Below are 23,523 nucleotides of genomic sequence, written 5' to 3' on the forward strand. Positions count from 1 at the left end.
TTTATCTGTTGTCTGTTGCTTGCGGGCGGCCCGGCACTGCGCCGGGATGCTCCCTTGCCGCCCCTGCCGATTCATTACCCAGCCATGGCCGCGCTCTCGCGACACGCCTGCCGGTGATGCGCGTCACCCCGACACGCGATCTTTGAACCGCTGCATAATATCGCCAAAATTCTTTGTCTCAAAAACGAGGACGCGCCGCTTCACCACACTGGCAAGCCGCGCCCGCCCCGCAGACACTCGCCCTACGAGCGCCGCGACGCCATACGAGTTATGAACAAGCCGGTTTTGCCTCTGACTTACGAACAGCTCGATCACTGGATTGAATCGCTGCAACCCGCCTTGCTCGCGGAACATTTCACGATGGCGATCGGCATTCTGCGCGGCGGCGCGCCGCTCGCGCTGATGGTGTCGCACGCGGTCGGCACGCCGGTCGCGTTCCTGCGCTACGAGCGGCACTCGCGCACGGTCGCATGGGACTCGACGCTGCCGATTCCGCCCGCGGGCTCGAAAGTGCTGCTGTGCGAGGACATTGCCGGGCGCGGTTTTACGCTGACCGATTGCATCGCGTTCCTGCGCCAGCAAGGACTCGACGTGATGACGCTGACCGGCGCGGTGGACGACCTGAGCCGCGCGCAACCCGATTATGCGATCGACGCGCGCGGCTACTTCGCGTTGTTCCCGTGGGAGCGCCAGGCCTACACCGAGCGTTATCGCGATGACTGGGAGCGCGTCGAAGCCGGCAGTGCGCCGGCGATGGCGGACGATCACGAATACGCGACCTACGCGATCGATCTCGACGGCATACTGCTGCCCGACGTGCCGCTCGCACGCTACGACGAGGATCTCGCCGCCGCGCTCGCCGAACGCGATGCGCTGGTGCCGTTCGACGTGCTGCCCGGCATCGATCTGCAACGCGTTCGCACGATCATCACCGGCCGCCCGGAAGTGGATCGCGCGCGCACCGAAGCATGGCTCGCGCGGCATGGCTTCGGCCATATGCAGCTGGTGATGCGCACCCCCGACGCGCACGACGAAAGTCCCGCCGGCGCTGCCGCTCACAAGGCCACCGCCGCGTTGCGCGGCGGCGTCACGCATTTTGTCGAGAGCGATCCGGTGCAGGCGCTGCTGATCGCGCAGCAAGCGCCGCTGTTGCGCGTGATCTGGTGGGATGCGCTCACGCGAACCGGGATGCTGGTTGGGGCGCGTGCCTGGAGTTGAGTGAGGGGGCGCCGGGATTGTCGGCTAGCCTTCTCTCGCCTCCCTGATTTCCTTGCCCTCCCTGATCTCCTTCCCGTCGCGCAAATGCAAATGCCGCGCGGCCCGCTGCGACGCGACGACGATCAGCTTCATCGTCGCGCGCGTGGCGCCGACGAACAGCTTGCGCGCGATGCGCTCATCGAATGCATCGAAGTCGACCTCGGTGAAAATCACGCACGGCGCCGCCTGCCCCTTGAAGCGATAGATCGACTCGAACAGCACGTCCCCTTCGCGGTACTCCGGGTTGCCGAACAGATCGTACTTGCCGGTGAAGCTGCGCAGCCGGTGTGGCCCGAGATGATCCTGCGCGGTCATCGCCGAGCCTTCGCGGCCGCGAAACGACAGCACCACGATGTCCTGCTTGCGAAAGCCAAGCGACAACGCCTGCGTGATCGCGCGCTTGGTCGCCTCGATGCTGCCTTCGGCGGCATGCGCTTCGTCGTAGACGGACAGCGAAATATCGGAGCCGTCGAACGGACTGCCCGACGCGAGCGCCGCGGCAACCGGCACCGACGCGCCGACCACCTCGCGCACATAGTCGAGAATGTCGCGCGGGCTGCGATAGTTGGTGGTTTCCTTCAGCACGGTCCAGCCCGGCAGCGCGACCGGTTCACGCATATACAGATTCTGCAGCGGGTCTTCGAGCCACCACCACGCGGCGCCGGGACGCAACAGCCGCTCGAGCGCGGCGACCCACGGCTGCTGAAAGTCCTGGCCTTCGTCGACGATCAGCACGTCGAATTGCCAGCGCGGCTCGATCGGCGTGTCAGCGAACATTGCTTCCAGTTGATCGAACACCTGGCCGGACTGGAAATCGGGCTCGCGGCCCGCATCGCGCGCGATCCAGTCGCACAACTGGTGATAGTTCGCGACCTTCGCTTCGGGCGGCGCGACCCGCGCGATGTGATCCGCCAACGGCCGGTTGAAGCACACATATAGAGGCCGCTGGCCGCGCGCCACCGCATCCTTCATCACCTGCACCGCCAGTTGCGTCTTGCCGGAGCCGGCCGTGCCGATTACGCGCAGCCGGAATGGCGAGAACTCGAGCCGCCGCGCCCACGTCGCAAGCCCGCCCGCGAGACGCGTGACGAGCGTGCCCGCCTGGCCGACCAGCGCGCTCGCGTCCGGCGTGAGCGCGAGTTCGTCGGCGAGAAAGTGATGGATTTTCGACGCGCAGGCAAGGCGCGGCTCGTCGGCCGGCAGCGCTTCGCGGATGACCGCCGCGAGCCGCTCTTTGCGCTTTGCGTCGACGATGCGCGCCGGATTCACGCCGGCAATCGCTGCATCCTTGACGATGTGGTCAGGGCAGTACAGCAGTTCCTCGATGAAATAGGTGCCACCACTTTCCCTGATTGACATTCAGTTGTCAATCAACGACTATCATCAATAATAGTCAACAATTACAAGGATTTATAGGATGGCATCCGGCAAATATTTTGACGAAATTGAACTGACAATTGTCAGTCGGCGACTTTATCGTGTGAAGAAAGAGGAGTGGGACTCCCCGGAGGACCAGTTTCTGCGCGTCCAAGGCAGCGCACTCTCCTCTCTGCTTACCGCCGCGAACGGCCCGTCTCATGTCCGAGACGTGTGCCTACGAGTTCTTCTCCTGTTCGATTGCATGCTGCGAGTGATGGGCGAACCGGTCCTCGATTCACAAATCGCATTCGCCACGGAACGCTTTAAATCGCTTCAGTCGCTGTTCTATGGTGCGCTTGGCTCCGAACTCTTCATCAACGTGTCGCGCGCCACCCGGATTACTTGGGCGCACACCTTTCACAAACTCCTAGAGCGCCTCGGTGATGAAACGCCCGTCAAGTTTTCGGACCACATCCAGACGTACAACTCGGAGATTCCTCCAGAGCTGGTAATGGGTTTCGAGGGAACTGAACTCAACAACAGCGAGGTCAAGAGGTTAAGTCCATTCCTGCTGACGCCCAAGTCCGGCGTTGATTACAACGTTCCGCTTGCACCTTTGCCGCCCGTCCTTGGAGACGCCTTTACAAAATCGTTTCACGATGGGTTACGCGCGATTGCCGCCCCAAAAGCCAAGGACACCGCCCTGCCCGACTTTGGCGCCACCTTCGCTCGCTTCATTCGATACCAAGCGTCTAACCGGAACGCCCCAACAGTCAATCAGCTCCTCGACCCCGCCTTCGTTCAAATCTGGATTGTCAATTTCATGGAGTACCACTTCATGAAAATGGTGCGTCGCGAAACACCGGTACAAGAAGGAACTCTGCCATCGCTCCAAAAGCTCTGGAGCCGCTACCAGAACTACTGGAAATCGCTGGCTAACAAAGGAGTTGTTGCGGAACCGGCGAACGCCTTTCCAGGAGGTAACCCAAAGCTTCTCGCCGGCACTGAAGTGGCCCATCGCAAGATGGTTCCCGAATCCGACGGGACTACGACGCTAGTTACCCAAAAGCTCATTGTCCCTGTCCCGCTGCATATCACCGACGAAGCGGCCACACTTCTCGTATTCAAGCATCTCAAGACGGCCTTCGACACCGTTCAATCCTGGTTGAGAGACCATCTGGATGCCTTCTTTTCCGACTATGACCGAGGCGTAGAGCTCGCGAACACGGTCAAGTCGCAAACCCCGGATGAAGAATTCAACAAACTCGGTTACAAAAAACGGAAAGAACCTAGGGGAGTCGCGCTCGCGGTCAAGTATTTCAAGTCTGCACACGGCGGTTACACCGACACATCGAGAGTCAGAACGCCCATATATCCAACCCTGGCAGCACGCGACGGCCCCCCCAAAGAATTGGTCTCTCGCTACTTGGGCTTGCCATCCCGATGCGACGCAATGGCACTCATGGCGTTCTTGGCATCCCAGGACGGTCGGTTTTCTGAGTCCTCCCTATCGGCTGCAACGTTACTTGACGCAAACGGCAATCGAATCAACGCCGTCGAAACCGATGCCGGCCTAACGCTGACGGTATTAAAGGAGCGTGATTCGGGCGGCGGATGGCACCATGTCGTTTTGAAACAAGATGTCGCCGATTACGTTCGCCGCTGGATTCAACTGACAACCCCTTTGCGAAACTACATGAAGGACAATGACATCCCAGGCTGGCACAATCTGTTCATCTATCTCGGAAACCCGCTAGGACCGACCGGTCTCTTCGACCGCGCAAGCAACATAAGCAGCTGGTTTAGACAGTTTGCTAACTCGCATAAAAGTCGTCTTGGACCGCTGTCCAATCAAATCACAATCGCCCGTATCAGGTCAGCGCGTGGTGTTCTTGTGTTCTTGGATACGATGGACCTAGCCAGCATGGCTCGAGAGCTAGGAAACGACAGCGAAACCTCACTGCGACACTACCTTCCTGACTCTCTATGGGAATACTTCGCAACGCGTTGGCTCAGAATCTTTCAGAACCTCCTCATTGTCGAAGCGACAAAGGGGACGCCCTACATGCAGAGAGCCCTACATTTCCATTCGGCCGCGGAGATGGATGAATTCCTGCAGAACCATGCTTTTGCCCCCCTTCTTCCCGAAGACCAACCTCCTGCTGAGCAAACAGATACTCACCGAAACGTCAGCGAGGTGATGGTCGCGGCCAGTCCCGGTCTGTTTGGAACATTGTTATCTCTCGCTGCCGCCACTGATAGCGCCGAAGAAGCCGGGCGGCAGCTGACGGGCGAGGCAGTCTATTGGACTGAGTTCACGATGCGACTGAAAAAGTATATCGAGAGCGACGCGTTCCACGATAGAGGAATTAAACGCATGATGGTCGATGCCGCACAAAATATAGACCCTTCTAACTTTGAGGAGATAGTTTGTGTCTAACGCTCTCCCAAAAGAACTGAGCTTCATCAATTTGTTCCGGCTTTCCGAACACACGTTGGAGCACGCCTCATGGCGCATCAGCGACTTCGTTGCTGACGTTTGGGAATGCCTTTTTGGCACAACTCGAACAACAATCGATTTTCGGAAGGCTTTAGACGATGGCAGCCTTCTTACCGACAGCAAGAACAGAGAGCTATTGGACAGTATAAAACGATTTCTATGTCTGCAAACACATCCCGCTCTAACCGGAAGCGCGGTTCTAGCTCCCACGACTGCTCGCATGCGCATTGCTCTCGCTATTGCCACGCTTGACTACTTCCTACTTCGTAGCGACGAATTCCAAATAGCAAAGCATGGATTCCGACTCGTCACAGCCAACGACGTAATGGGTCTTATCGCGGTCATCGCTTCGCATCGTTCGCCTGTGCGTAGCATCTATGAGCCGCAATCCAGAATTCTTAGCTATCTTTCGCAGGTGCAAGTGTCGGCATTCGACCTTGCCCAATTGCAAAGAACTACGCCAGACCTTTTTGAGCTGGCCGAAGACGAGCAGTTGAGCCTTCCGCGGGACCAAATTCTCGTCGCTAGGGCGTGGCTAAAGCTTCACGATTGCTATCAACCTGGAACTTCCGGGGCGGTAACTGAGTATCGCTACCGCGTTGTGCGCGGGCGAGTTCTTTCTGAGGCTATCGGTCGTCATGTTCTAAACGACTTCCACTTCGAAAATCTCCAACTCCCAGGACTTGATGTTGCGCCTTCTCAGTGGTTTGCGCGAGAAATGTCCGCTGTTCCGGCAAACAACCTTGACGAGGATGAGCGCCCTTCCCGTGAATACATAAACCAATACATAGCTGTAGTTAGAAGCATGCGCGTAGCACAACAGAACGGTGTCTCTCTGTTTTCTGAGCAAGCGCTGACCGCCCTTGAAACGGCGCCGATACTTCTAAAGGACCGTACAAAAGAGCGAGCTCGTTTCACTACTCTTCCATTTTCCCTTGCCAACGACCTCCTCTCGAATTCGATTGAATTCTATCTCGAGTATGCCGAACCAATTGTCGACTATTACCTAACCTTAGCTCGCATGGGTGGCAATATACATGCGATGGCTGCCCCGATACCTTCAAAGCTCGCGGCGTTGGGTGTCGTACGGTGGCGGTCGAACGCAATTACCGCGGATGAGTTCTTTGGTCAGCTACGAAGGGGCGAGTGTCTTTTCAACATGCTTGAAGTCCTCTACGGTGCCATTGCAGTTTTGGTTAATACTCTGATGGCCCGACGTGTATCTGAATTAGAAGACCTTCGAGCCGACAGTATTGTTGAAGAGCACGGTGCATACTTCCTCGCATTCAATTTGAGAAAAGCTAATGTTCTTGAACATCGGAAACGTACCCTCAGACCACTTCCAACCATCGCAGCGGAAGCATTAAAGCTCTTGGCAAGATTGTCGCAAACCATGCGGGACCTTGGACATCAGAACGATGGCAAATTGTTTTCGATACCTTACAGCGCATGGCAACGAAAGCCACCACATTTTGGAGCGTGTCAACCTGACTTTACTCGGTTCTTCGACCGATTCTGCGATTATTTTCAAACCGGCCAAGATGAACGAGGACGGCGCTATTATGTCCGTGCGCATCAGCTGCGACGGAACTTTGCCATGTTATTTTTTTGGCAAGGTTCTTTCGGTGGGGTCGAAGTGTTGCGTTATTTCCTTGGACACCACAAAGCCCAGATGATTTATCGATACGTCACACAGGCCGTACCCGGAAAAATCCTAAGACGTGTAATGGCCTCGGTCGCAAAAGACCTTATTAAGGCCGAGCACCCGGCCATCGAGGAGTTGGCAGCGCTCATCTGCGAGCGTTATGGAATCTCTTTAAACGACCTTCATATTCTGCCTGAGCGCGACGTAGTTGACTACGTGGAGGACTTGATTAAATCGGGCGAGGCTGAGGTAAAGCCTGAATTCTTTCGAGGCCCAAAAGGGCAAGAGTACAGAATAGTGTATCGGGTGATGAAGCATCCTGCGGAGGCTTAAATTGACACAAGATACTGATGCTATAGCTCGACCCAAAGCCATTTCTGTCGAGAACTTATTTACGTTACTTAAAGATGTTGCCAAAGCTCCTGAGTCAATTGACAAATCGATTCGTGACGTTTTGCTAACTTCTCTCGCATCACAAGGTACGCTTGCGGCTCTCTGCATCCCGGGGGCTGAAATAGTCGGCATGTCCTTGAACACTCACAAAGCGATTGCAAACGAGGTCAAGAAACTAGAGGGTGGGTACGAGGCATTAAACGACTACCGCAAAGCTGCACTATCTAAACTCAAAGACTTGGAAAAAAAGGCGGAGCAACCAGGACGTGGAACTATTGACTGGTATAAAAGTGAATTTGAAAAAAATAACGAGGAGTTGCGCCGCGTGGCAGACGACATAGCTGCAATGAGTCTGAAACTCGATGAGGTCCTCCTTCTGGCGCATGATATGGCACGAAAGGCCAATCAGGAACAGGATTTTTATAAGCGTCGGTCTGAGATTTTACGGAAATTCAAGCCATCATGAGCGCATCCGAAAAATTGTACCGCATTACGACAGACGATTGCGTGCTCCCCCTTCATGTCAAACGCGACAGTGCAGCCTACTATCCAGCACACAACCTCCCGCAAGTATTATGGCCCGATGGCACAGTTTGCTGGCTGGTGAATCTTTATCTCCTGAGCGGCTACCGTAAGGGTCGTTCCCGAAAAAACAAAGGCGGAACACTTCTCACGTGGGCAAAAAACCTAAGCCACCTCATTCGATGGTGTTATCAAAACAGAATCGATTTTATCGACCTAACGGACAGTAACTTCACGATGTTTGTGAATACGCTCAGGGTAGAAAAGCACGAAAAGAATGTTTCAAAAAAGAAGCGCGGCGAGTCACAGGTAACAACCATCTGTTCCACGGTCCTAAACTTTCTCGCATTCGTCGACGAACGCATTCCTGGTCTGAACCTGCTCGGCCCCGAAGGTAGTGTCCGGGCAGAGAAGAAGACCGTTCAGATAAGGTCAAGAAATGGCGGTAAACCAATCACGCGAACTTACTGGACCCACGAGGCGGTCAGTCCCCCGAGGGCTCCGCGACGGCGCCAGCCTATCTCCACATCTGCAGTCAATCGGCTCTTCGAAACCAACACAACGGTCCATGCGTCTTCATTTGTTACCCGTCGACGTTACATTATGCTTCGTCTCTTGGAAATCACAGGTGGACGCCGAATGGAGGTCTCGTTGGTCACGGTCGCGGACCTCGAGGAAGCACAAAAAACTGGCGAGCTTAGAATTTATAGTGCTAAGCAAGGTGATGACGAAACCTACCGCTATGTCCCTGTAACACAAGCCGACCTAAAAGACATTCTCTCTTTCGTCAAACACTACCGCCAGCGCATCATACGCACCACAATCGGTTTGCCAAACGACCATGGTTTCCTATTCATCTCGGAAAACAGTGGCAAACATCTCGAAATTGACACGCTAGGAAGTGAACTCTCCATACTTCGCAAAGCAGCTCAAATCGATGACGAAGAGGCATGTATGCATGCTTTTCGGCATCGATTCATCACAAACATCTTCAGGGACCTAATCAGGACGCACCACTATCAAACTCCGAGCGACCTCCGTCGCGCACTGCTTTCGACCGAAACGCTAAAGATGAAGGTGATGGAGTGGACCGGCCACAAAAGTATCGAGTCCCTTGACCACTACATTCATCTCGCATTCGAGGCTGAATCAGACTTCAAGAAGACACTAAACCTTCTTCATGCGAAAAAAGTCGTGCAGTCCCTGCAACAAATACTTGTGGATTATGGCGTGCAATTTCGTGAGCCAAAACCGAAGGTCGCCTCATTCATCGCATTGGCTGAGGTTGTCGAGGCCGCAGCATCAGAACTCGATGGGTTACTGAATACATCGGAGTCCTTATAAATAATTTTCTGTAAGCTGAATCTCTTCCAAGTACATGCAAAATAGGACTCGACAACCTATCTTACCGCTTACCTTCCTCGATGATTTCGCGACGACGCCATGATGCATTGCACCATAGCGTTGTTTCGGAAAAAGTCGTCAGGCGGCTGCGTCAAGGTGGTGGGCTGCTCGGCGCCGGGATTTAGTCTTCGAGTTGCTCGCGCAGCGCTCCGAGGTGAGTGGACAATGCGTCTACGCGGGTTTGGTCTTGATAGACACGGCTGTATGGCGACGAGAGTTCTCCGCGTGCTTGACCAAGTTCGGCGTTTTCGCGGCTATGCCCAACCATGATGTAGGGTGCCAGTTCGGTCGCATCAAAGATTTCTCGCCGTTTCCCGCGCTCCCTACCACTTCTGCCCGAATCAGCCAGATAGCGCAGCGTCGTCTTGGTTTCAGAATGACCGAGCCGCTCCGCGATTAGCTTGTTCACCAATGGTAAAGCCTCGCCGACACGCCATCCTGTCCGCAGACACATTTCGACGGCGAGCGCAGCTTGAAAGCGCCTAACCTGACTCCTCGTCAATGTATCAGTCTCTCCACCCGTCATCACTATCTCCTGTCCATAAGCGTGAAAAGGAAAGCTGCGTCACTTGAACGCCGCTGAAACCAGCATAGGAGATAACGCGCTGATTCGCACGCACAATAGTTGACAGGCTGCGACCGGCCAACTGTAGCGGAAAAAGAGCGACCAGAGAGACGGGATGCGGACATAGGTCGCCCACGACCTCCCCGCAATCGTCGTGCCCTATTTTGTGAAATAGTTTTCCTACCCAGTGAGACGCGCAGCGACGAAGCAAACCTAACCGAACACGTTTCCGCGAAACATATCTACTCGTCGCGACTCAGCCAATGGCAACAGCTGCACTTCTTCGACCGCAAACGCCGGCATCAGGTCGACGTCGTTGATTATTCGGCTATCGATATACCAGTCTGCCCGGTGATGTTTGAGCTTCTTCTCAATCTCGAAGCAATTCGCCATTGCCCAACTTGAGGTCCTGAGAACAACGGCTCACGCGTGGCCCCCCATTTCGCCGTCAACCGCTGTTTTTCGCAGTTCCTCCTGAGGAAACTTAAGGCCCTTAGCGCAAATGGCGTACAGGCCGCCCGCGCACTCCCGCTCCAACCATTGCTTGCATTCATCTAGTTCGGCGAGTACCCGTCTGCGTGTGACCGCAGGCCTCGATTGATAGGTAAGCATCAGAACGGGGTCATTCCAGACATAGCAGTTGCTATGGTGTCCATGCCGTGGTTCATCATCCAAACTGTCCGTTCCTGCAAACGTCTCATAGTCGAGCTTTGCCGCAAGCCGCCTGCCGTCGAGTTCCTATAAGGTTGAACGTAGTAACGATGCACGGTAGCCACTCTTCCGTATCCATCACCATCCTCGTCAGGACAAGAGATTTGTGTATTGAATGTCGGCCGCATCGAGCACCAACAGAAATTCAACTGGCACTTGAGCGAAGTTGACCGCACCGCTCGCACCTGCACTCTCCGGCGGTTCAGCGAAGACATGCGCGCCCTGCTCGCGACGCCAGGCTACGAAAAGAGCACGAAACTCGCGAGCTTGTGCCGCAGATATTGCGATTGTGGTCATCGCGTATTCCCAGTCAAACTTAGGATTGAACCATAGTGGCTCTATGCATCATCTGTTCGTCGTGAACGCCGACAAAAATAGTCCAACCGGAAAGGTCTCGATACCGACGGTGACGAAGCCGACACTGCAAGGCTGCAAGAGCGGCGTGCTAAAGGCGCTGGTCACGTACGAGCACAATCAGGGCCTATGCGCGTGACTTCGTGCTGAACCGCTCTGTATCCGAGCCTGTGCACCAATGCCGAGGGCAGATTGACCTGTCAGAACGAAAGAGCGAACACGCTCCAGCAAATCTTGAGGCACAGTGAGAGCAACATCCAGTCGACCGCTAGGACGGATGCCAAGATAGTGCCGGCCAATGCTATCTACGCTCGTCGGCCGAACGCCTACGGCATTGCCCCAGAAAGCGGTTGAACGGTATCTGCAAAAGATTATCGCCCTCGCTTCTTCGCTACCGCAGCTCGAATGTCTTTCTCGCTGACAGCACCAGTTTTATCGCGCATAGTCTTCAGAGTCGTATTTGGCCCAAAGCCCTCTATGGGCTTTGGCAGATTCTTGTTCATCGTATTGCCGTGCTTCTGGTCAATCTTTCCGTCCTTGTCGCGATGGCGACCATCGAGTCCTGGCTGCTTCATGTTTGCTCTCCAGTTGATTCTGACATGGGAACTGCAGAACGCCCCCATTTCTCCCAGCAAATGCTCAGGCAGCGAGGCAGGTGCAGGCGGCACAAAACGCTTTCTAGACTGTCAACACGATGAGGCGACCTACCCTTTCGAACCGACCTAGAAGCATCGGTTTTCCACAATCGACCGCTAGAACAAACTCGTTTCCGCCTGGAACAGCCCCTAGCAATCGACGCATGCCTACGAATACTCGTTTGGCGAAACGTCCTGACTTTGTCGAACTCCTTTACTGTTGAGCAACTTTACCGGTCGCAGCTATCGCTGCAATCGCAACATTCTGGTCGGCATACCACCGGATAAGGCATTCGCGCTCATGGCATTGCTGTTCGCGGTAATTCCATTGAGCCCGGGTCCGCTCTTTGAATGCTACTGGGTCATCTGCAACGGCCTTGGCCTTGGCGTAGATTGCAGCCAACTGAACGTCATCTGAGGCCAGCTCAGCGTCGCTACAAATGATGTGCTCCGCGTCGGAATGAGCCTTCGAACAATCAAAGCTGGTCTGCTGGAATGAAGCCGTTTGAGCCGAAGGCGCGGCGTCTGTACGTGCAGCCTCCTGCGCCCAGCTTGATAGTGGTGTCGCACCGACGGGCAAGTCAGGCCACTGGAATACCTTTATCGAGGCGTTACCCGAAGGGTTTGAGGTTTGCTTGACGAGCATCACGCCTTTGCCGGATGTTGCATTGACAGCAAACGCGGCTTGCTCCGTACTGCACTCATGTTCTTTGCACCCTTGCGCGACCAGATAACCGTCTTGCATCTGAATCCCGGAAGAGTTGACCACAGCAAGCCGCTCCGAGATTTTTTTCCAGTCCGCTCGCGAGACGCCGTTGAAAGCAGAACGGAATCGTTTGTCATTCACGACATCAGATGGGTACTTACCCACTAGCCAGCTAAAGTCCGGAACCGGATGAACTGTATTCAGTGTCGGGGCAGTAGCCGCAGCCGGCACAACGCCATTCGAACCGACTGCCGTTGTGTCGGATTGAAGCGTCGCCTGTTCGCCATTGCCATTCGACGCGACGTGGTGAGGATAGGCGATGATGGTGTAGATGACCGCCGCCGCAGTGACCGTTGCGGATGCCGCCGCCTTGAGGGCAACATAGTCATTACTCGAACGGATGGCTGGTCGCGGCGTTACCTCCACAGTTAGTTTGGACTGAAACCACTCGTTCGCCTCCTTGATGGCTTGGGAGAAAACGGCCTTCTTACGCATGAAACTGAAGGTCTTGTATCCACCGTAGGCGAGCGCGAATCCAGTTAAAGCCAGCCCCACGGGCACGCTAAGCACAGCCATGAGGAAACAACCCAACAACGCGACAAACAGAGGACCAACAAATCCAGGAACACTCGGCCAAGCCCGCACCCTGGCCATCAGAGCGCTCGCGGCTGTCTGCAGTTCACCGCGAGGTCCTTGCGCCGCAGCACACTTGTGCTCCATCTCGTAGACCGCCAGCATCGCCTTTTCTTTTTCTGCGAGCGAGACCGTACCGATGTCTACGGCTAACTTGATAGCTTTCGTTGTGAGCGCGAGGTCGTGCGCGAGCGTATTGAGGAACGGTTGATGCGCTTCGAGCGTGACCGCATCGCTGATGTCATCATCTTCGACATAAACACCATGGGAGATGAAATACTGTCGCAGCGCATTCGTCGTGCGCGACTGCACTTTGTAGACGAAGTCCTGCGTGGCTTGCTCTCTTTTGGATAGGTTCTCAGTATTCATATATCCCGTACCGGTGCTCGCAGACGTGCCGTGACTGTCCCGACTGCTCGATTTCCTGCCCTTCAAACTTGTCGTATATCTAATTCCAGTTCCCGGAATACTGGTGGTGATACGGCCTCGGGTGTTGTAGGTGAAGCCCTTTCCACCCAAAGACGTGCTGATTCCGCTCTTGCTGAAATTTATGCGGATACCGGGCGCAATTTTTATGCTTTTCCTGAAGCCCCAACCCATGTTGCCCCCGCTACCTTGTCCAGCGAACTAACGTCGCGTGTACGGCAAGGAAAAATGCCGCCGGTTGTGCCGACGGCCGGACACCTACCGTGCCGCCCGCCTTGCTGTTTCAGGCTTAAGCGTCACCGGCCCGAGAACTGGCCTTCGTCGCATCCGACCAAGCCATTTCCAGACGCGTTCTGCTACCTGCGTTGAGTTTGCGAAGACCAACTTCACGTGCCATCGCCGGCACGCCAGACTCTTCATCGTGCCCCGCCCGCATCATGTCGAACGCGAGCGCCCGAAGCTCAGCAAGTGAGATTTCATCGACTGACCGCGCTGTGCCATCAACAGGCCATCGGAAATGAATCTGCATATCGCCAGATTCACCTTTAGCACGGAAAAACGTACCCACATCTTCGGAGTCGCCGCTGTAGTGCTGCGACGCCAACCGTACGACCCTGTCCTGGATTTTTGCGCCGGTGCGAACCCAGCCATGCGCCCGCGCTATACGCCGCGCTAAGACTTCGTCCCGAACCGGTCCTTCCACGCGTACGACGTGTTCAATCAGTCGGAGAAGCGTCGGGTTGTAGACGACGTCGAAGAATGCGTTGGCGTCGACAGCGTATCCCTCCAGCGTCAAATCGACCTCCATGAAACAACTCTCTGCTGAGTCACCAGAATGGGCAGCAGCGGCGTTCCGTGCATAAGTAACGGGAAGTGCTGCAGCATCTGCTGCGACATCGATGCCTCGCGAGGGCTGGGTCGCCGGGTGCGAGGACTGACCTGCCTGCTCATCCGGCATTGCCATAACGTCCGCGATGACCTGCTCTGCTAGGACTGTCGCTTCCTTCTCGGTCTGCACTCGCTTTGCCCGCTGTTCGGCAAGCAATTCCTCGAGCTGACGATGAATTTTCTCGACGGTTCCCTGCATGTCTATCCACCAATCGGTTGACCAGATGCGCAGGATGTCCCAACCGAGACCACGCAAGACCTGCTCTCGCAATTTGTCGCGGTCACGGGCTGTTGCTGAGCGATGATAGGTCGCACCGTCACATTCAACACCGGCAAGGTATCGTCCCGGTGCGTCCGGGTCGACTACACCCAGGTCAATGCGGAACGCCGAGACGCCGACCTGCGGGTGCAGAGTCCAGCCCCTCTCGGTAAGCGCGTTCGACACCGCTTTTTCAAACGGGCTGTCGAAGTCACCGAGGCTACCTGCGACAGCCTCACCAAGAGCACGGGCACCACGGTCCGCGAACTCCAGGAAGTGCTTCAAGTCACGTACTCCGAGGGCCTGAGTTCTCGCCAAATCCATCTGCTCCGGGCGGAAACTACCGAAGACCCGGAGCTCCTGCCTTGCACGCGTGATGGCAACGTTCAACCGGCGCTCCCCTCCCTGCTGATTCATGGGGCCGAAATTCATCGGCATGTTGCCGTCAACCCCCGGGCCGTAAGTCGTCGAAAAATACATGATGTCCCGCTCATCACCCTGCACGCTCTCCAGGTTTTTCACAAACACGGGTTCGAGCTGCGTTTCCAGGAAGAAGTGCTCAATAGATGGGTCTTTACGACGTTCTTCGTCGAGCAAGTCTTCAATGAGAGATTGCTGTTCAGAGTTGAACGTCACCACGCCGATGGTCAACCCACTGTCGCGGAAGCCGGGGGTTTTCATTTTGCCGACCACGTCGGCTACCAGCGCTTTCGCTTCTGGCTTATTTGTTCGCGCCCCGCCGCGCTCGTATTGGCCATTCGCAACGTGATTGAAGCTGACGGCACGGTCGTTCGTGACCGGACTTGGGAACGTCACCAGGTCGCCGTCGTAGTAACGATGATTCGAGAACGCAATCAGGCTTTCGTGGCGGCTGCGATAGTGCCACGACAGCTTCATCGTCGGCAGGTTGGCGCCGATACATTCCTCGAGAATGCTTTCGAGCTCAGTCTCAACATCCGTGTCATCAGTATCCGATTCCGCGCGGTCAAAGAAACTTGTCGGCGGCAACTGTTTCGGGTCGCCTACCATGATGACCTGCTTCGCCCGCGCCATTGCGCCTATAGCGTCCCACACTGGAATCTGTGACGCCTCATCGAAGATGACGACATCAAAGTTCGCCGTCTCGGCCGGCAGATATTGTGCAATCGACAGTGGGCTCATCAGAAGGCACGGCGTCAGGCGCATCACGGCGCTCGACGCTTGAGTCATCAACTCCCGAAGAGGCAGATGGCGAGTCTTCTTTTGCATCTCGTATCGCAACAGGCCCCATTCAGAGCCTCGTGAGACACGGTCGGGTGAGGGATGCCCGGCCGACAGCTGCGCGCGCACCCACGCCTGCGTTAGGCCGATGAACCGTTCATCAAGCTCCCGGAAATCCCGAATGCGTTTCTCGTGCTCTGCGGAAACAAAGGTGCGCAACACGTCGTCGACATCGACGACCGCGTTCAACCACCACCGACAGTAATCGGTCTCGAACGCTTCCTTCACGCGTCCGAGCTGGATTGCGCCATGTTCGACACCGGCAACGACGGGAGCGAGCCCCAGTGCCAGAGCTGCCGCGCGGGTCTTGCGCCACGCACACCATGCGTTCAACCGATTCGAACTGGCCAGGACGTCGCTTGCACGTGAGGCCAGTGCCGCGGGAAGAAGTGCACCTAGCGTCGCGGTGTCAGAACTGGGCAAGCCGCTCGCGACCGTAAATTGCGTCACTGCCTGATTAAACGTCTGCAGTGTCTCGGCATACATACGCCCGGCACCCGCAATCGCTCCCGTCGGCTCAAGCAGAACATTGCTGTCGCCCAGCAGTAGGGCAATCGGGTTCTTTACTGCCGCCAGCGCTTCAGGCGAATTTGCCATCAATGCGAGCGCGCCCGATAGTGCCTCGAAGAAACCGAGAGTTGGTTCGATTCCCTCCAGTTTTGTCTGCAAACCGTTCCAGAGTCCGCCGGTCTTCGCGGAAAGGTCGTCGAACTCCGTGAGACGACCAGCGAGGGCAACCAGTTCGCGCATCTTCTTGAGGTCGGCCGACGCGACGGCACCCGCGCTGCCGCGCTCGATGACGCTAAAACCCTCGTCCTGCCAATAGCTGCTAGCCACTGCTGCTGCAAGCGCACCCTGAAAGACAACATATGTCTTCGCGACAGTCAAATCCGTTTTATATCCAACCCAAACAGCGTCTGTCTCTTCCTCGAGTCCCGAAAGGCGATTGATTATCTGGTCAATCTGACGAAGTTCTCGCATGCGGATGAGGTCTTCACGTGCCGTGTCGCCACACTGGCCTCGACTAACCGGGTCGAGACCAACGTCTTCCCAGGCCGCGCGCACGCGAGCCTGTTCCAGGGCAGCCTGGAAACCAAGCGAAGCCCGCGCGACATCGAGTTCCGTTTTTAGTCCCAGCCATGCGTTCGATGTCGGCAGCGACAGGTCGTCGAGCGCTTTGATTTCATCCTGAAGTGAATCAATCTGCTTGAGGCGTTCGATGTCACCGCCAACATCTGGCTCACCTCCGCCCGTCGAAAGGTCCACGAGTTTCTTCGTAAGCGAGCGGCGGCGCATCATGCTCATCGGCCAGGATGACTCCTGCAGTTCCCGCCAATCGAGCTGGAGCTGCTGAACCGTTGCCGTCGAAATACCTTCTTTGTATTTGAGCGACAACTGGTCAACCACGTCCTGGCGCTTTCGCAGGAGCTCAATGCCAGAGGAAAGGCGTAACCTTAGCGATTCATTCCACGGCTGGGAAAGCTGCGAATGAAGTTCGTGATACCGAGCGAGCTGAACGATACCTTGTCGCACATCCTCCAAGACCTGGTTGCCGCGCGGCGCCGAAAGCGAAGCGTGCAGCTCGCGGTGTCGCTCGACCAATGGTTTCGCGACGCGCAGGTTATCTGTAATTGTTTTTGCATCAGGACGCAGAACGAACTGCCAATCGTGCCCGGATGCAGACTGCAACGTCGCAGCCAAGAGACGCAGTCCTTCCCTAACACGCGTGTCGAGAACAACTGGTGGCAGCCCAACGGCCGCACTCAATTGCTCGGTTGCCGCTTCAAAACGGGCGACAGCTGGGCCAATCGCCCGAGCCGCCTCGAGGAGCGCGGCCTGCCACAGCGGGGACCATTCAGTTTGAACCACGTGAGCGAGCGGGCTGGAGGTCAACTGCCCCTCTCCCATCACCTTTGCGTGGACGCCCAGCAGCTCTGCCGTCTCGCGCAGCGTTCGCATACCGACTGAATCGTGAACCCGAGCGGACGGCCATGACAGCTGCAGGACGGGCAAGTCATGCCCGGAGACAACGCGGCCGATTGCCTCATATACACTGAGCCCATTCGGGTATCTCAGATGCAGACGTTCAACATACCCATTCAACCGGTTGCGCAATCCCTCCAGTCGAGCGGCTTCTGCATGCCATTCATCGGGTTCCATGGCCGCAGCGGAATCCCATGAGGTACGTAGCTGCTCGAGCACTTCCGTCTTACGTGCTTTGCTGGAATGCAATTCAAGGCAGAAGTTGCCAAGACCAACATCGGCGAGGCGTCGGTACACGACATCAAGCGCCGCCATCTTCTCTGAGACGAATAGCACACGCTTTCGTTCCGCCAGACATTGTGCAATCAGATTCGAGATGGTTTGGCTCTTCCCGGTTCCCGGGGGCCCAATCAGGACGAAGTCCTTTCCTTTGCTTCCCGCCACGACCGCGGAAAGCTGCGACGAATCGGCTGGCAACGGGCAGAAGGTGTTCTTCACCGGCAGTTCTGCGTCGAGCCTTCTGGCGTCAGGAAACTCAATCGTGCTCTCATAGGAATCGCGCGGCGTTTCAATAAGATGCCTTACGACCGCGTTCTGTTTGAGCTGCTCGGTTCGTTCGGTCAAATCCTTCCACATCAAATATTTTGCGAAAGAGAACGTAGCGAGAACGACTTCTTCGACTACCTCCCAGCCCTTGATGTCCTTGACTGCACTCGATACGGTTTTCCAGATTCCCGCGACATCCAGGCCAGAATCATCCTTCGGCAGCTCGGTGTCCTCGATGCCCAGCTCCAGTTCGAAATCCTGGCGAAGCATTTCAATCAGCGTCGGATTGAAACGCGGTTCGTCATCGTGCAAAGTCAGGCTGAACCCCGAGCGCGCGCTTCGCCGCTCAAGCGACACAGGAACAAGAATGAGTGGCGCGCGATACTTCTTGTCGTCCTTCGCTTCGCGCGTCCAGGAAAGAAAGCCCAGCGCCAGATATAAGGTGTTGGAACCGCCCTCCTGCAAGTTTGTTCGTGAGGTCCGAAAGAGCTCGACCAGACGAGTGTCCATCTCGTCTTGCGAGAGCCCGACGAAAACTTCTTTTCGCTTCAATGCGTCAATCGCATGGGAACGACGAATGTTTTCGCGCTCCCGTGCTTCGTGGATTGCCTGGCTACGTGGGTCGTTGCCGTCCATAAGGTCGGGACGCGTGAGCAGCTTGATGGCGTGCCCCTCCGCCAGAATATCTTCCAATTGGCCGGGGTCTGGCGCTTCTAGCTTCAGCGATTTCTTGCCGGCCTTGAAACTGAGCAGATTATTGCGAAGTGACAGGTCAAGCAGCTTCCGTTGCCAACGGGTCAGCCGGTCCTCCGGGCGCTCGACAGCCTTGTCTTCCGGGGAGCGCTCCAGTTCCTCTGGCAATTCTGGAGCGACCTCGAACCCTCTCTCGAGATTGACTTCTTCCGTCCCGACAGTCCCACGTTCAATCGCCTGCTCGCTGGCAAGCGGCTTGATACGCTGCATTCGCGCGCGGCGGATGTCGATAGCCAAGTGGAATTTTCGCTCCGCCTCTTCGGAAATCTGCTCCTCGCCGTTCGCAATAGCAAAGCTGAATGCCGGATGGGGGCGATGCGTGAGCATCGTCGACTCAAACAGCACCATCTCCTTCAATTTCACACGTTTCCGGAGCGCCGTAACATCGTCGATAACGGACGTCGAGAATTCTTCGGGTTTCAGCCAGACGCCTGGGAATGCGTGTCCATCCGTGAAAATGAGAACAGCGTTGAGACCGGCCTGTTCGAGCGCTGCACACACAAACAAAGCGAGGTCGAGACAGGTCCCAAGGCCCGAGTCGGCTATCTGGCTGGGACTACGCACCTTCTGCCCAGACTGTTCGAAGCTTGCCGGCGGCACCGCATAGTCAATGCCCATCGAGCCGATGGCATTCCAGATGGCGGATGCCAATTCCCAAGCTCGCTTTGCACCTTCCTGATACCCGTTGATAGCCCCTGACTTGCCTGCTTTGTGAAGGACGTCCGCGGCCTTCTTCAGGACCCGCTCCACCGCCTGTTCGTTCGGCTGAACGAATGCCGCGACCATATCGGGAAGAGCCGTTAGGCCGCCCCACTGGTTACGTGGCAATAATTCGACGGTTGTCTCAAACGAAGCAAGCTCAACGGGACTTTCCAACCCCGCGGTCAGCTTGAAAGTAATGTGTGCCTTTTCCGACTCGGTCAGCCGGCCAAGAAGCGCTCCGTCCAGCGACAGGTCGAGGTCGCTGATTCGCACATCTTTTCCGGTCGCGACATGGTCCAAGTGCCATGTCTTCGGCTTGAAAAACGACGGCTCGGAGAACGCGGTAAGCCTCAACTCCTTGATGTCATCGGTCGTCTCGTTGGCAAGCGAGAGTTCGTGGACAACCGGAATGGCATTCTGGAAATCGGCCAGATTTATTTTGCCAGCGAGCGCAGCTTTAATCCGCACGCAACGTGGTTCCTCCGGCGTTTCTGCCGGCTCAACAATAGTCTCGTCCATCTGGCCCCCAAAGCCTTCCGCTTGTACGTCTTCTCTCAATTTGATTATGCCGTCGCCCCGCCGCGTCCTATATGTCGAACAGGCACTCAGAATATGGGCTTTTTATGGAATGGCCCTTCCGGCGGATTTCGCGCCCCATCGCATAATCTCATATCGGTGGAGACACTAGCTATGGCGTGTACCGAAAATACCGCGTTTGCCCATCCACGTGGCAGTCGATTTAAAACGAATCGGTTCAGTCCGACGAGCTCCGGAATAACGAATAGAAGCAAATACGCAAACGATTGCGAGGCCGCTAGAAAGACTTTCCTTAGCACATTCGGGCCATGACACTGGGGGCTAAACGTCTGTGGTCGATGCTTACCAAGTCAATACACGACAATCGCGCGCCGGACGACGTGCCGCGAGCGTGATAACAAAAAACGCTCCTGCACACCCGAGATTATCCCTTTACGCGCTCGGTCGGCGTATGGCGCGCAGCTACAATATGCCCACAACTTGCGTGAATCGCCCTTGTTATTGCCCATGACCGCTCTGACCACGAATTCGCATCTCGCCTTGATGTATGAACAGGCAAGCGCTTTCCTGAACCTTGACCAGGCAGCTCGCGCGCAGTCGGACTGGTTCAGAAGCTTTCGTGACGACAAAGATGTCCGCAGCTTCTTCAAGAAGAAGAAGGTGCTCGCGAAAGGCACCAGCTTGCAGGTCACGGTTATTTCACAGATTGCGCGCGCAGTTGTCGACTGTATCGAGGAAGGCGAGCCTGACTTGGCACCGACCGGGTCTGAAGTGCGGGACATCATGAAGAGCGCTACAGACCTGGCGACCAAGCTGACTGCGGCGCCCTCTTCCTGGCTTACTCCGGGTGCCCGAACACGCGGCTTCCAAGAGCCGCTGCGGACGCTCCAGACCATGCCGTCGATTGTGCCGGCTAGGACCGCAGGCCGCTTGCCGATGACACAGCGTCGAACGCTGATTCTTCGGCTCGCCCACGCCATCTGCGAGGTTTGCGACGAAATTCCTATTCGACTCATCACGGCGGTCGTCGCGCGCGCGTGGGAAGAGACCTTAGAACGTCAGGTATACGAGGTGCTGACTGCCGCCGAACGCGACAGTATCCGAGCGCTCGTCGAATCCAAGCGCAGGAATCAAGCCGACAGCGAGAACACAGCACATTTGGCGATAAGCCGGGCGAGCGTTCCGCGAAACCGTACTTCGCCGGTGCCCGATACCCGAACCGACGCCCAGCGGCTGACTCAGGCTCTCGAAATTGTGAGCGGGTTCGCCGATGAGACCGCGGCTATCGTGCTTCACGACGCGCTGAGCACCGCAGCCGCCGAACTTGGGATAGAGCCGAATTCGGCGGATGAATAAAAAACCGCGGAAATTCGGCCTGTTTTCCGGCCTATTTACTCCGGATTTTTTACGGCCGAATTGGCTTGGTATATCGGTAGCAGTGTTTCGGGCCGACAGGCGAACAATACGTCCTGTCATAACTCGCACTGCATCGAATGCAAAAACACACCAAACCGCAGAACTTCCAGTCCTTCGACAGCATCATTGCCAACTGGCCAGACAACACCGCCGAACATCAACGGGCGCGCCTGCTCCAGGCGATGAGGCTATGCGCGGGGATTACGACACTGGAGGCCACGCGGTACCTCGACGTCATTGACCCTCGGGCGCGAGTGGTTGAGCTACGCAAAGAGGGTTATCGCATCATCACCTCTTGGGTATGCCAGCCGTCAGAGTGCGGCCGCCTCCACAATGTCGGGCTGTACACGCTTGCCGCCAATGCGACCGACATCGGCATGGGCGCGAAAACGAAGCCTATGCGCGAGTCGGGCAGCTCCCAGTTGGTGCTTGCTCTCTGGCACTGATGTGCTTGAGGCATCAGCTGGTTGTGTAGTTGATACCGTAGTGCCGCTCGCGATGGCAGTTCGGACACAAGGCCATCGCATTCTCAACGCTGTCGTCGCCGCCGTCCGCTAATCGTTGGCGATGATGCACCTCGAGGTACGGTCTCGCGTCTGAGCGCTTAAACGGTGCAGACTGCCCACATCCTTCGCATGTCCCATCAGCCCTCAGCAGGACTTCCGCGATGACGTCTGGATTCCGCCTGAATGCGCGGGTCAGTACGACGATTTGCTCGGGTTGCCTGTTTGCACTGGCGAGACGCTCTCTTCTCTCATCCGCAGAAGACTTCAGTGCGTTGAGGACGGCGGCGTCCAGATTCTCAGCGACCGTCTCGTGGACGGCCATCCCCTTCAGTAACTCGACGAACTCATCATGCACCTGGTGCAGTGCAGATTCCGGCCCCTTCGTTTTGCTCTGGAGATAGACGATATGGGACAAGAACGTGTCCAACGCGACGGATAGCGGGCCAGCGCCGTCTTGCGCAATATCCCCGAGGTAAAGCTTCCAGGCGTTAGCCGCGATAGTGGTCGCGAAGCTTTTCGCGCCGCGGCGCATTGCGACGTAACTACCGATGTAGCCCTTCGCAGCACGAGGCGATATTTCAGGATAGGTATTGCGCAATGCTCGTTCGGCCTGCGGTAGTTGCAGACTGCCAGCGACAACCGCCCGCGCCAATTCGAGCGCAGACTGAAATGCAGAAGATGGAACAAGGTATCGAGGCATGTCCGGATTCTCGAAAGGAGTCATTCCAGCGCTCCCGCCGCCTCAGATGCCACGGGGCCGCGGCGCGCACTCATTTTAGCGCCGCCGTTGCGCTCCGCAGGTAGTCACGGGCCGCGTCAATCTTGTCCGGGTGTGTTTTCTCGCTTAGGTGGGCACGGTCCTTCTCGCCCAGGAAATACGCCGTGCGGTCCGGTTCCTCTTTGCGTGGATGCGGGAGACCATGAAGCACGCGTTCCTTGTTCAAGAATCCTTCCTTGGTCAGCCACTCGACGCCTCTCGATGCGGCCGCTCCCACCCGGATGAAGACCGCGTCTGGCATGGCTTTGGCCATCTTGCCGAAGTGGCTTCGCATTTGCAGGCGCAGCATCGGGTCTCTTTCGGGATGCCACCCGGCCCTGAAGTTCTCGCCGTTTTTGAACACGGGAAACTGAAGCACGGACGACACCTGCAACAAGTCGCCCGCGTCGCCGAACAGGTCTGCACTTGAGCTCAGACCCAACCACCGATGCACGCCAATATGCTCGAGGAGAGCAACGACGCGTTGGCGCGTCACCCCGGCAAAGGCGGCCGCGAGACTGGCGCGACGTAGCACCTCGCCCACGGGAGCACCCTCAAACAGTGCACGGTTCGCCTCGGTCAATGCAATGTCGGCCTGCGCCTTCCAAGGCGTGGCGTCCACGAGAACGAGCTTCGTCGTGGGATTCACCCACCCGAACGGCGCGTAATACACCACTAGGTCGCCGTTGCGGTGCATGCGGAGAGACGGAGATTGCGGGTCGCCTTGCGGGCCTCGGTAGTCCCGGATTGCAGATTCATACTTCTCGAAAAGCTCGAAATTCACTTCGTTTTGGTCCGTATATGTC

15 protein-coding genes are annotated in these 23,523 nt (G+C 56.5%); 7 read left to right on the top strand and 8 right to left on the bottom strand.

Features of this window, described 5'->3' with window-relative positions; all coding sequences use genetic code 11:
• Positions 1-270 precede the first annotated feature (270 nt).
• Positions 271-1,218 (top strand): phosphoribosyltransferase, encoded by a 948-nt coding sequence (locus HV744_RS20525; RefSeq protein WP_175151254.1) that lies wholly within the window; start codon positions 271-273, stop codon positions 1,216-1,218.
• Between the two features lie 24 nt (positions 1,219-1,242).
• Here the strand turns inward: HV744_RS20525 and HV744_RS20530 are convergent, their stop codons facing one another.
• Positions 1,243-2,616, bottom strand: coding sequence for an ATP-binding domain-containing protein (locus HV744_RS20530; RefSeq protein WP_246279122.1), 1,374 nt, complete (start codon positions 2,614-2,616; stop codon positions 1,243-1,245).
• Between the two features lie 58 nt (positions 2,617-2,674).
• Between HV744_RS20530 and HV744_RS20535 the strand changes: the two genes are divergently transcribed.
• Genes HV744_RS20535 through HV744_RS20550 form a run of 4 tightly spaced genes read left to right on the top strand, consistent with a single transcriptional unit; the run spans position 2,675 to position 9,020 of the window.
• A complete protein-coding gene (locus HV744_RS20535; protein WP_175151255.1) occupies positions 2,675-5,056 on the top strand; it encodes a hypothetical protein in 2,382 nt (793 codons plus the stop codon).
• Positions 5,049-7,094 carry a site-specific integrase gene (locus HV744_RS20540; RefSeq protein WP_175151256.1) on the top strand — a complete coding sequence of 682 codons (2,046 nt, stop codon included), beginning with the start codon at positions 5,049-5,051 and terminating at the stop codon, positions 7,092-7,094. The genes HV744_RS20535 and HV744_RS20540 overlap by 8 nt, the downstream gene beginning before the upstream one ends.
• 1 nt (position 7,095) lies before the next feature.
• Positions 7,096-7,620 (top strand): hypothetical protein, encoded by a 525-nt coding sequence (locus HV744_RS20545; RefSeq protein ID WP_175151257.1) that lies wholly within the window; start codon positions 7,096-7,098, stop codon positions 7,618-7,620.
• The gene (locus HV744_RS20550) at positions 7,617-9,020 is read left to right on the top strand and encodes a tyrosine-type recombinase/integrase (RefSeq protein WP_175151258.1); all 1,404 of its coding nucleotides are present in this window, start codon (positions 7,617-7,619) and stop codon (positions 9,018-9,020) included. Before HV744_RS20545 ends, HV744_RS20550 begins: the two co-directional genes overlap by 4 nt.
• Before the next feature lie 181 nt (positions 9,021-9,201).
• Here the strand turns inward: HV744_RS20550 and HV744_RS20555 are convergent, their stop codons facing one another.
• The 5 genes from HV744_RS20555 to HV744_RS20575 all read right to left on the bottom strand — a co-directional run bounded on the left by HV744_RS20555 (position 9,202) and on the right by HV744_RS20575 (position 20,020).
• Positions 9,202-9,489, bottom strand: a complete 288-nt coding sequence (locus tag HV744_RS20555) for a hypothetical protein (protein ID WP_175151259.1) — start codon at positions 9,487-9,489, stop codon at positions 9,202-9,204.
• A 957-nt stretch (positions 9,490-10,446) separates the two neighbouring features.
• The gene (locus tag HV744_RS20560; protein ID WP_175151260.1) at positions 10,447-10,653 is read right to left on the bottom strand and encodes a hypothetical protein; all 207 of its coding nucleotides are present in this window, start codon (positions 10,651-10,653) and stop codon (positions 10,447-10,449) included.
• A gap of 428 nt (positions 10,654-11,081) precedes the next feature.
• On the bottom strand, positions 11,082-11,285 hold the full coding sequence (locus HV744_RS20565; RefSeq protein ID WP_175151234.1) for a hypothetical protein: 204 nt from the start codon (positions 11,283-11,285) through the stop codon (positions 11,082-11,084).
• 274 nt (positions 11,286-11,559) lie between these two features.
• Positions 11,560-13,284 (bottom strand): DUF4236 domain-containing protein, encoded by a 1,725-nt coding sequence (locus HV744_RS20570; RefSeq protein ID WP_175151261.1) that lies wholly within the window; start codon positions 13,282-13,284, stop codon positions 11,560-11,562.
• A gap of 115 nt (positions 13,285-13,399) precedes the next feature.
• Positions 13,400-20,020 carry a DUF3320 domain-containing protein gene (locus HV744_RS20575; RefSeq protein WP_175151262.1) on the bottom strand — a complete coding sequence of 2,207 codons (6,621 nt, stop codon included), beginning with the start codon at positions 20,018-20,020 and terminating at the stop codon, positions 13,400-13,402.
• A 525-nt stretch (positions 20,021-20,545) separates the two neighbouring features.
• Between HV744_RS20575 and HV744_RS20580 the strand changes: the two genes are divergently transcribed.
• On the top strand, positions 20,546-21,394 hold the full coding sequence (locus HV744_RS20580; RefSeq protein WP_175151263.1) for a hypothetical protein: 849 nt from the start codon (positions 20,546-20,548) through the stop codon (positions 21,392-21,394).
• 137 nt (positions 21,395-21,531) lie between these two features.
• Positions 21,532-21,900: a helix-turn-helix domain-containing protein gene (locus HV744_RS20585; RefSeq protein ID WP_175151264.1), complete on the top strand. Its 369-nt coding sequence runs from the start codon at positions 21,532-21,534 to the stop codon at positions 21,898-21,900.
• Between the two features lie 13 nt (positions 21,901-21,913).
• On the opposite strand, the gene HV744_RS20590 is transcribed toward HV744_RS20585, so the two are convergent.
• Positions 21,914-22,684, bottom strand: a complete 771-nt coding sequence (locus HV744_RS20590) for an HNH endonuclease (protein WP_175151265.1) — start codon at positions 22,682-22,684, stop codon at positions 21,914-21,916.
• Positions 22,685-22,730: 46 nt separating this feature from the next.
• Positions 22,731-23,501: a hypothetical protein gene (locus HV744_RS20595; RefSeq protein WP_175151266.1), complete on the bottom strand. Its 771-nt coding sequence runs from the start codon at positions 23,499-23,501 to the stop codon at positions 22,731-22,733.
• Positions 23,502-23,523 lie beyond the last annotated feature (22 nt).

The organism is Paraburkholderia ultramafica (assembly GCF_902859915.1).
GTDB lineage: Bacteria > Pseudomonadota > Gammaproteobacteria > Burkholderiales > Burkholderiaceae > Paraburkholderia > Paraburkholderia ultramafica.

What these genes read in the sequence shown, in the direction of transcription:
- HV744_RS20525 (WP_175151254.1), top strand. Translation starts at nt 271, where the DNA reads ATGAACAAGCCGGTTTTGCCTCTGACTTACGAACAGCTCGATCACTGG.
- HV744_RS20530 (WP_246279122.1), bottom strand. Translation starts at nt 2,616, where the DNA reads ATGTCAATCAGGGAAAGTGGTGGCACCTATTTCATCGAGGAACTGCTG.
- HV744_RS20535 (WP_175151255.1), top strand. Translation starts at nt 2,675, where the DNA reads ATGGCATCCGGCAAATATTTTGACGAAATTGAACTGACAATTGTCAGT.
- HV744_RS20550 (WP_175151258.1), top strand. Translation starts at nt 7,617, where the DNA reads ATGAGCGCATCCGAAAAATTGTACCGCATTACGACAGACGATTGCGTG.
- HV744_RS20560 (WP_175151260.1), bottom strand. Translation starts at nt 10,653, where the DNA reads ATGACCACAATCGCAATATCTGCGGCACAAGCTCGCGAGTTTCGTGCT.
- HV744_RS20565 (WP_175151234.1), bottom strand. Translation starts at nt 11,285, where the DNA reads ATGAAGCAGCCAGGACTCGATGGTCGCCATCGCGACAAGGACGGAAAG.
- HV744_RS20570 (WP_175151261.1), bottom strand. Translation starts at nt 13,284, where the DNA reads ATGGGTTGGGGCTTCAGGAAAAGCATAAAAATTGCGCCCGGTATCCGC.
- HV744_RS20575 (WP_175151262.1), bottom strand. Translation starts at nt 20,020, where the DNA reads ATGGACGAGACTATTGTTGAGCCGGCAGAAACGCCGGAGGAACCACGT.
- HV744_RS20580 (WP_175151263.1), top strand. Translation starts at nt 20,546, where the DNA reads ATGACCGCTCTGACCACGAATTCGCATCTCGCCTTGATGTATGAACAG.
- HV744_RS20585 (WP_175151264.1), top strand. Translation starts at nt 21,532, where the DNA reads ATGCAAAAACACACCAAACCGCAGAACTTCCAGTCCTTCGACAGCATC.
- HV744_RS20590 (WP_175151265.1), bottom strand. Translation starts at nt 22,684, where the DNA reads ATGACTCCTTTCGAGAATCCGGACATGCCTCGATACCTTGTTCCATCT.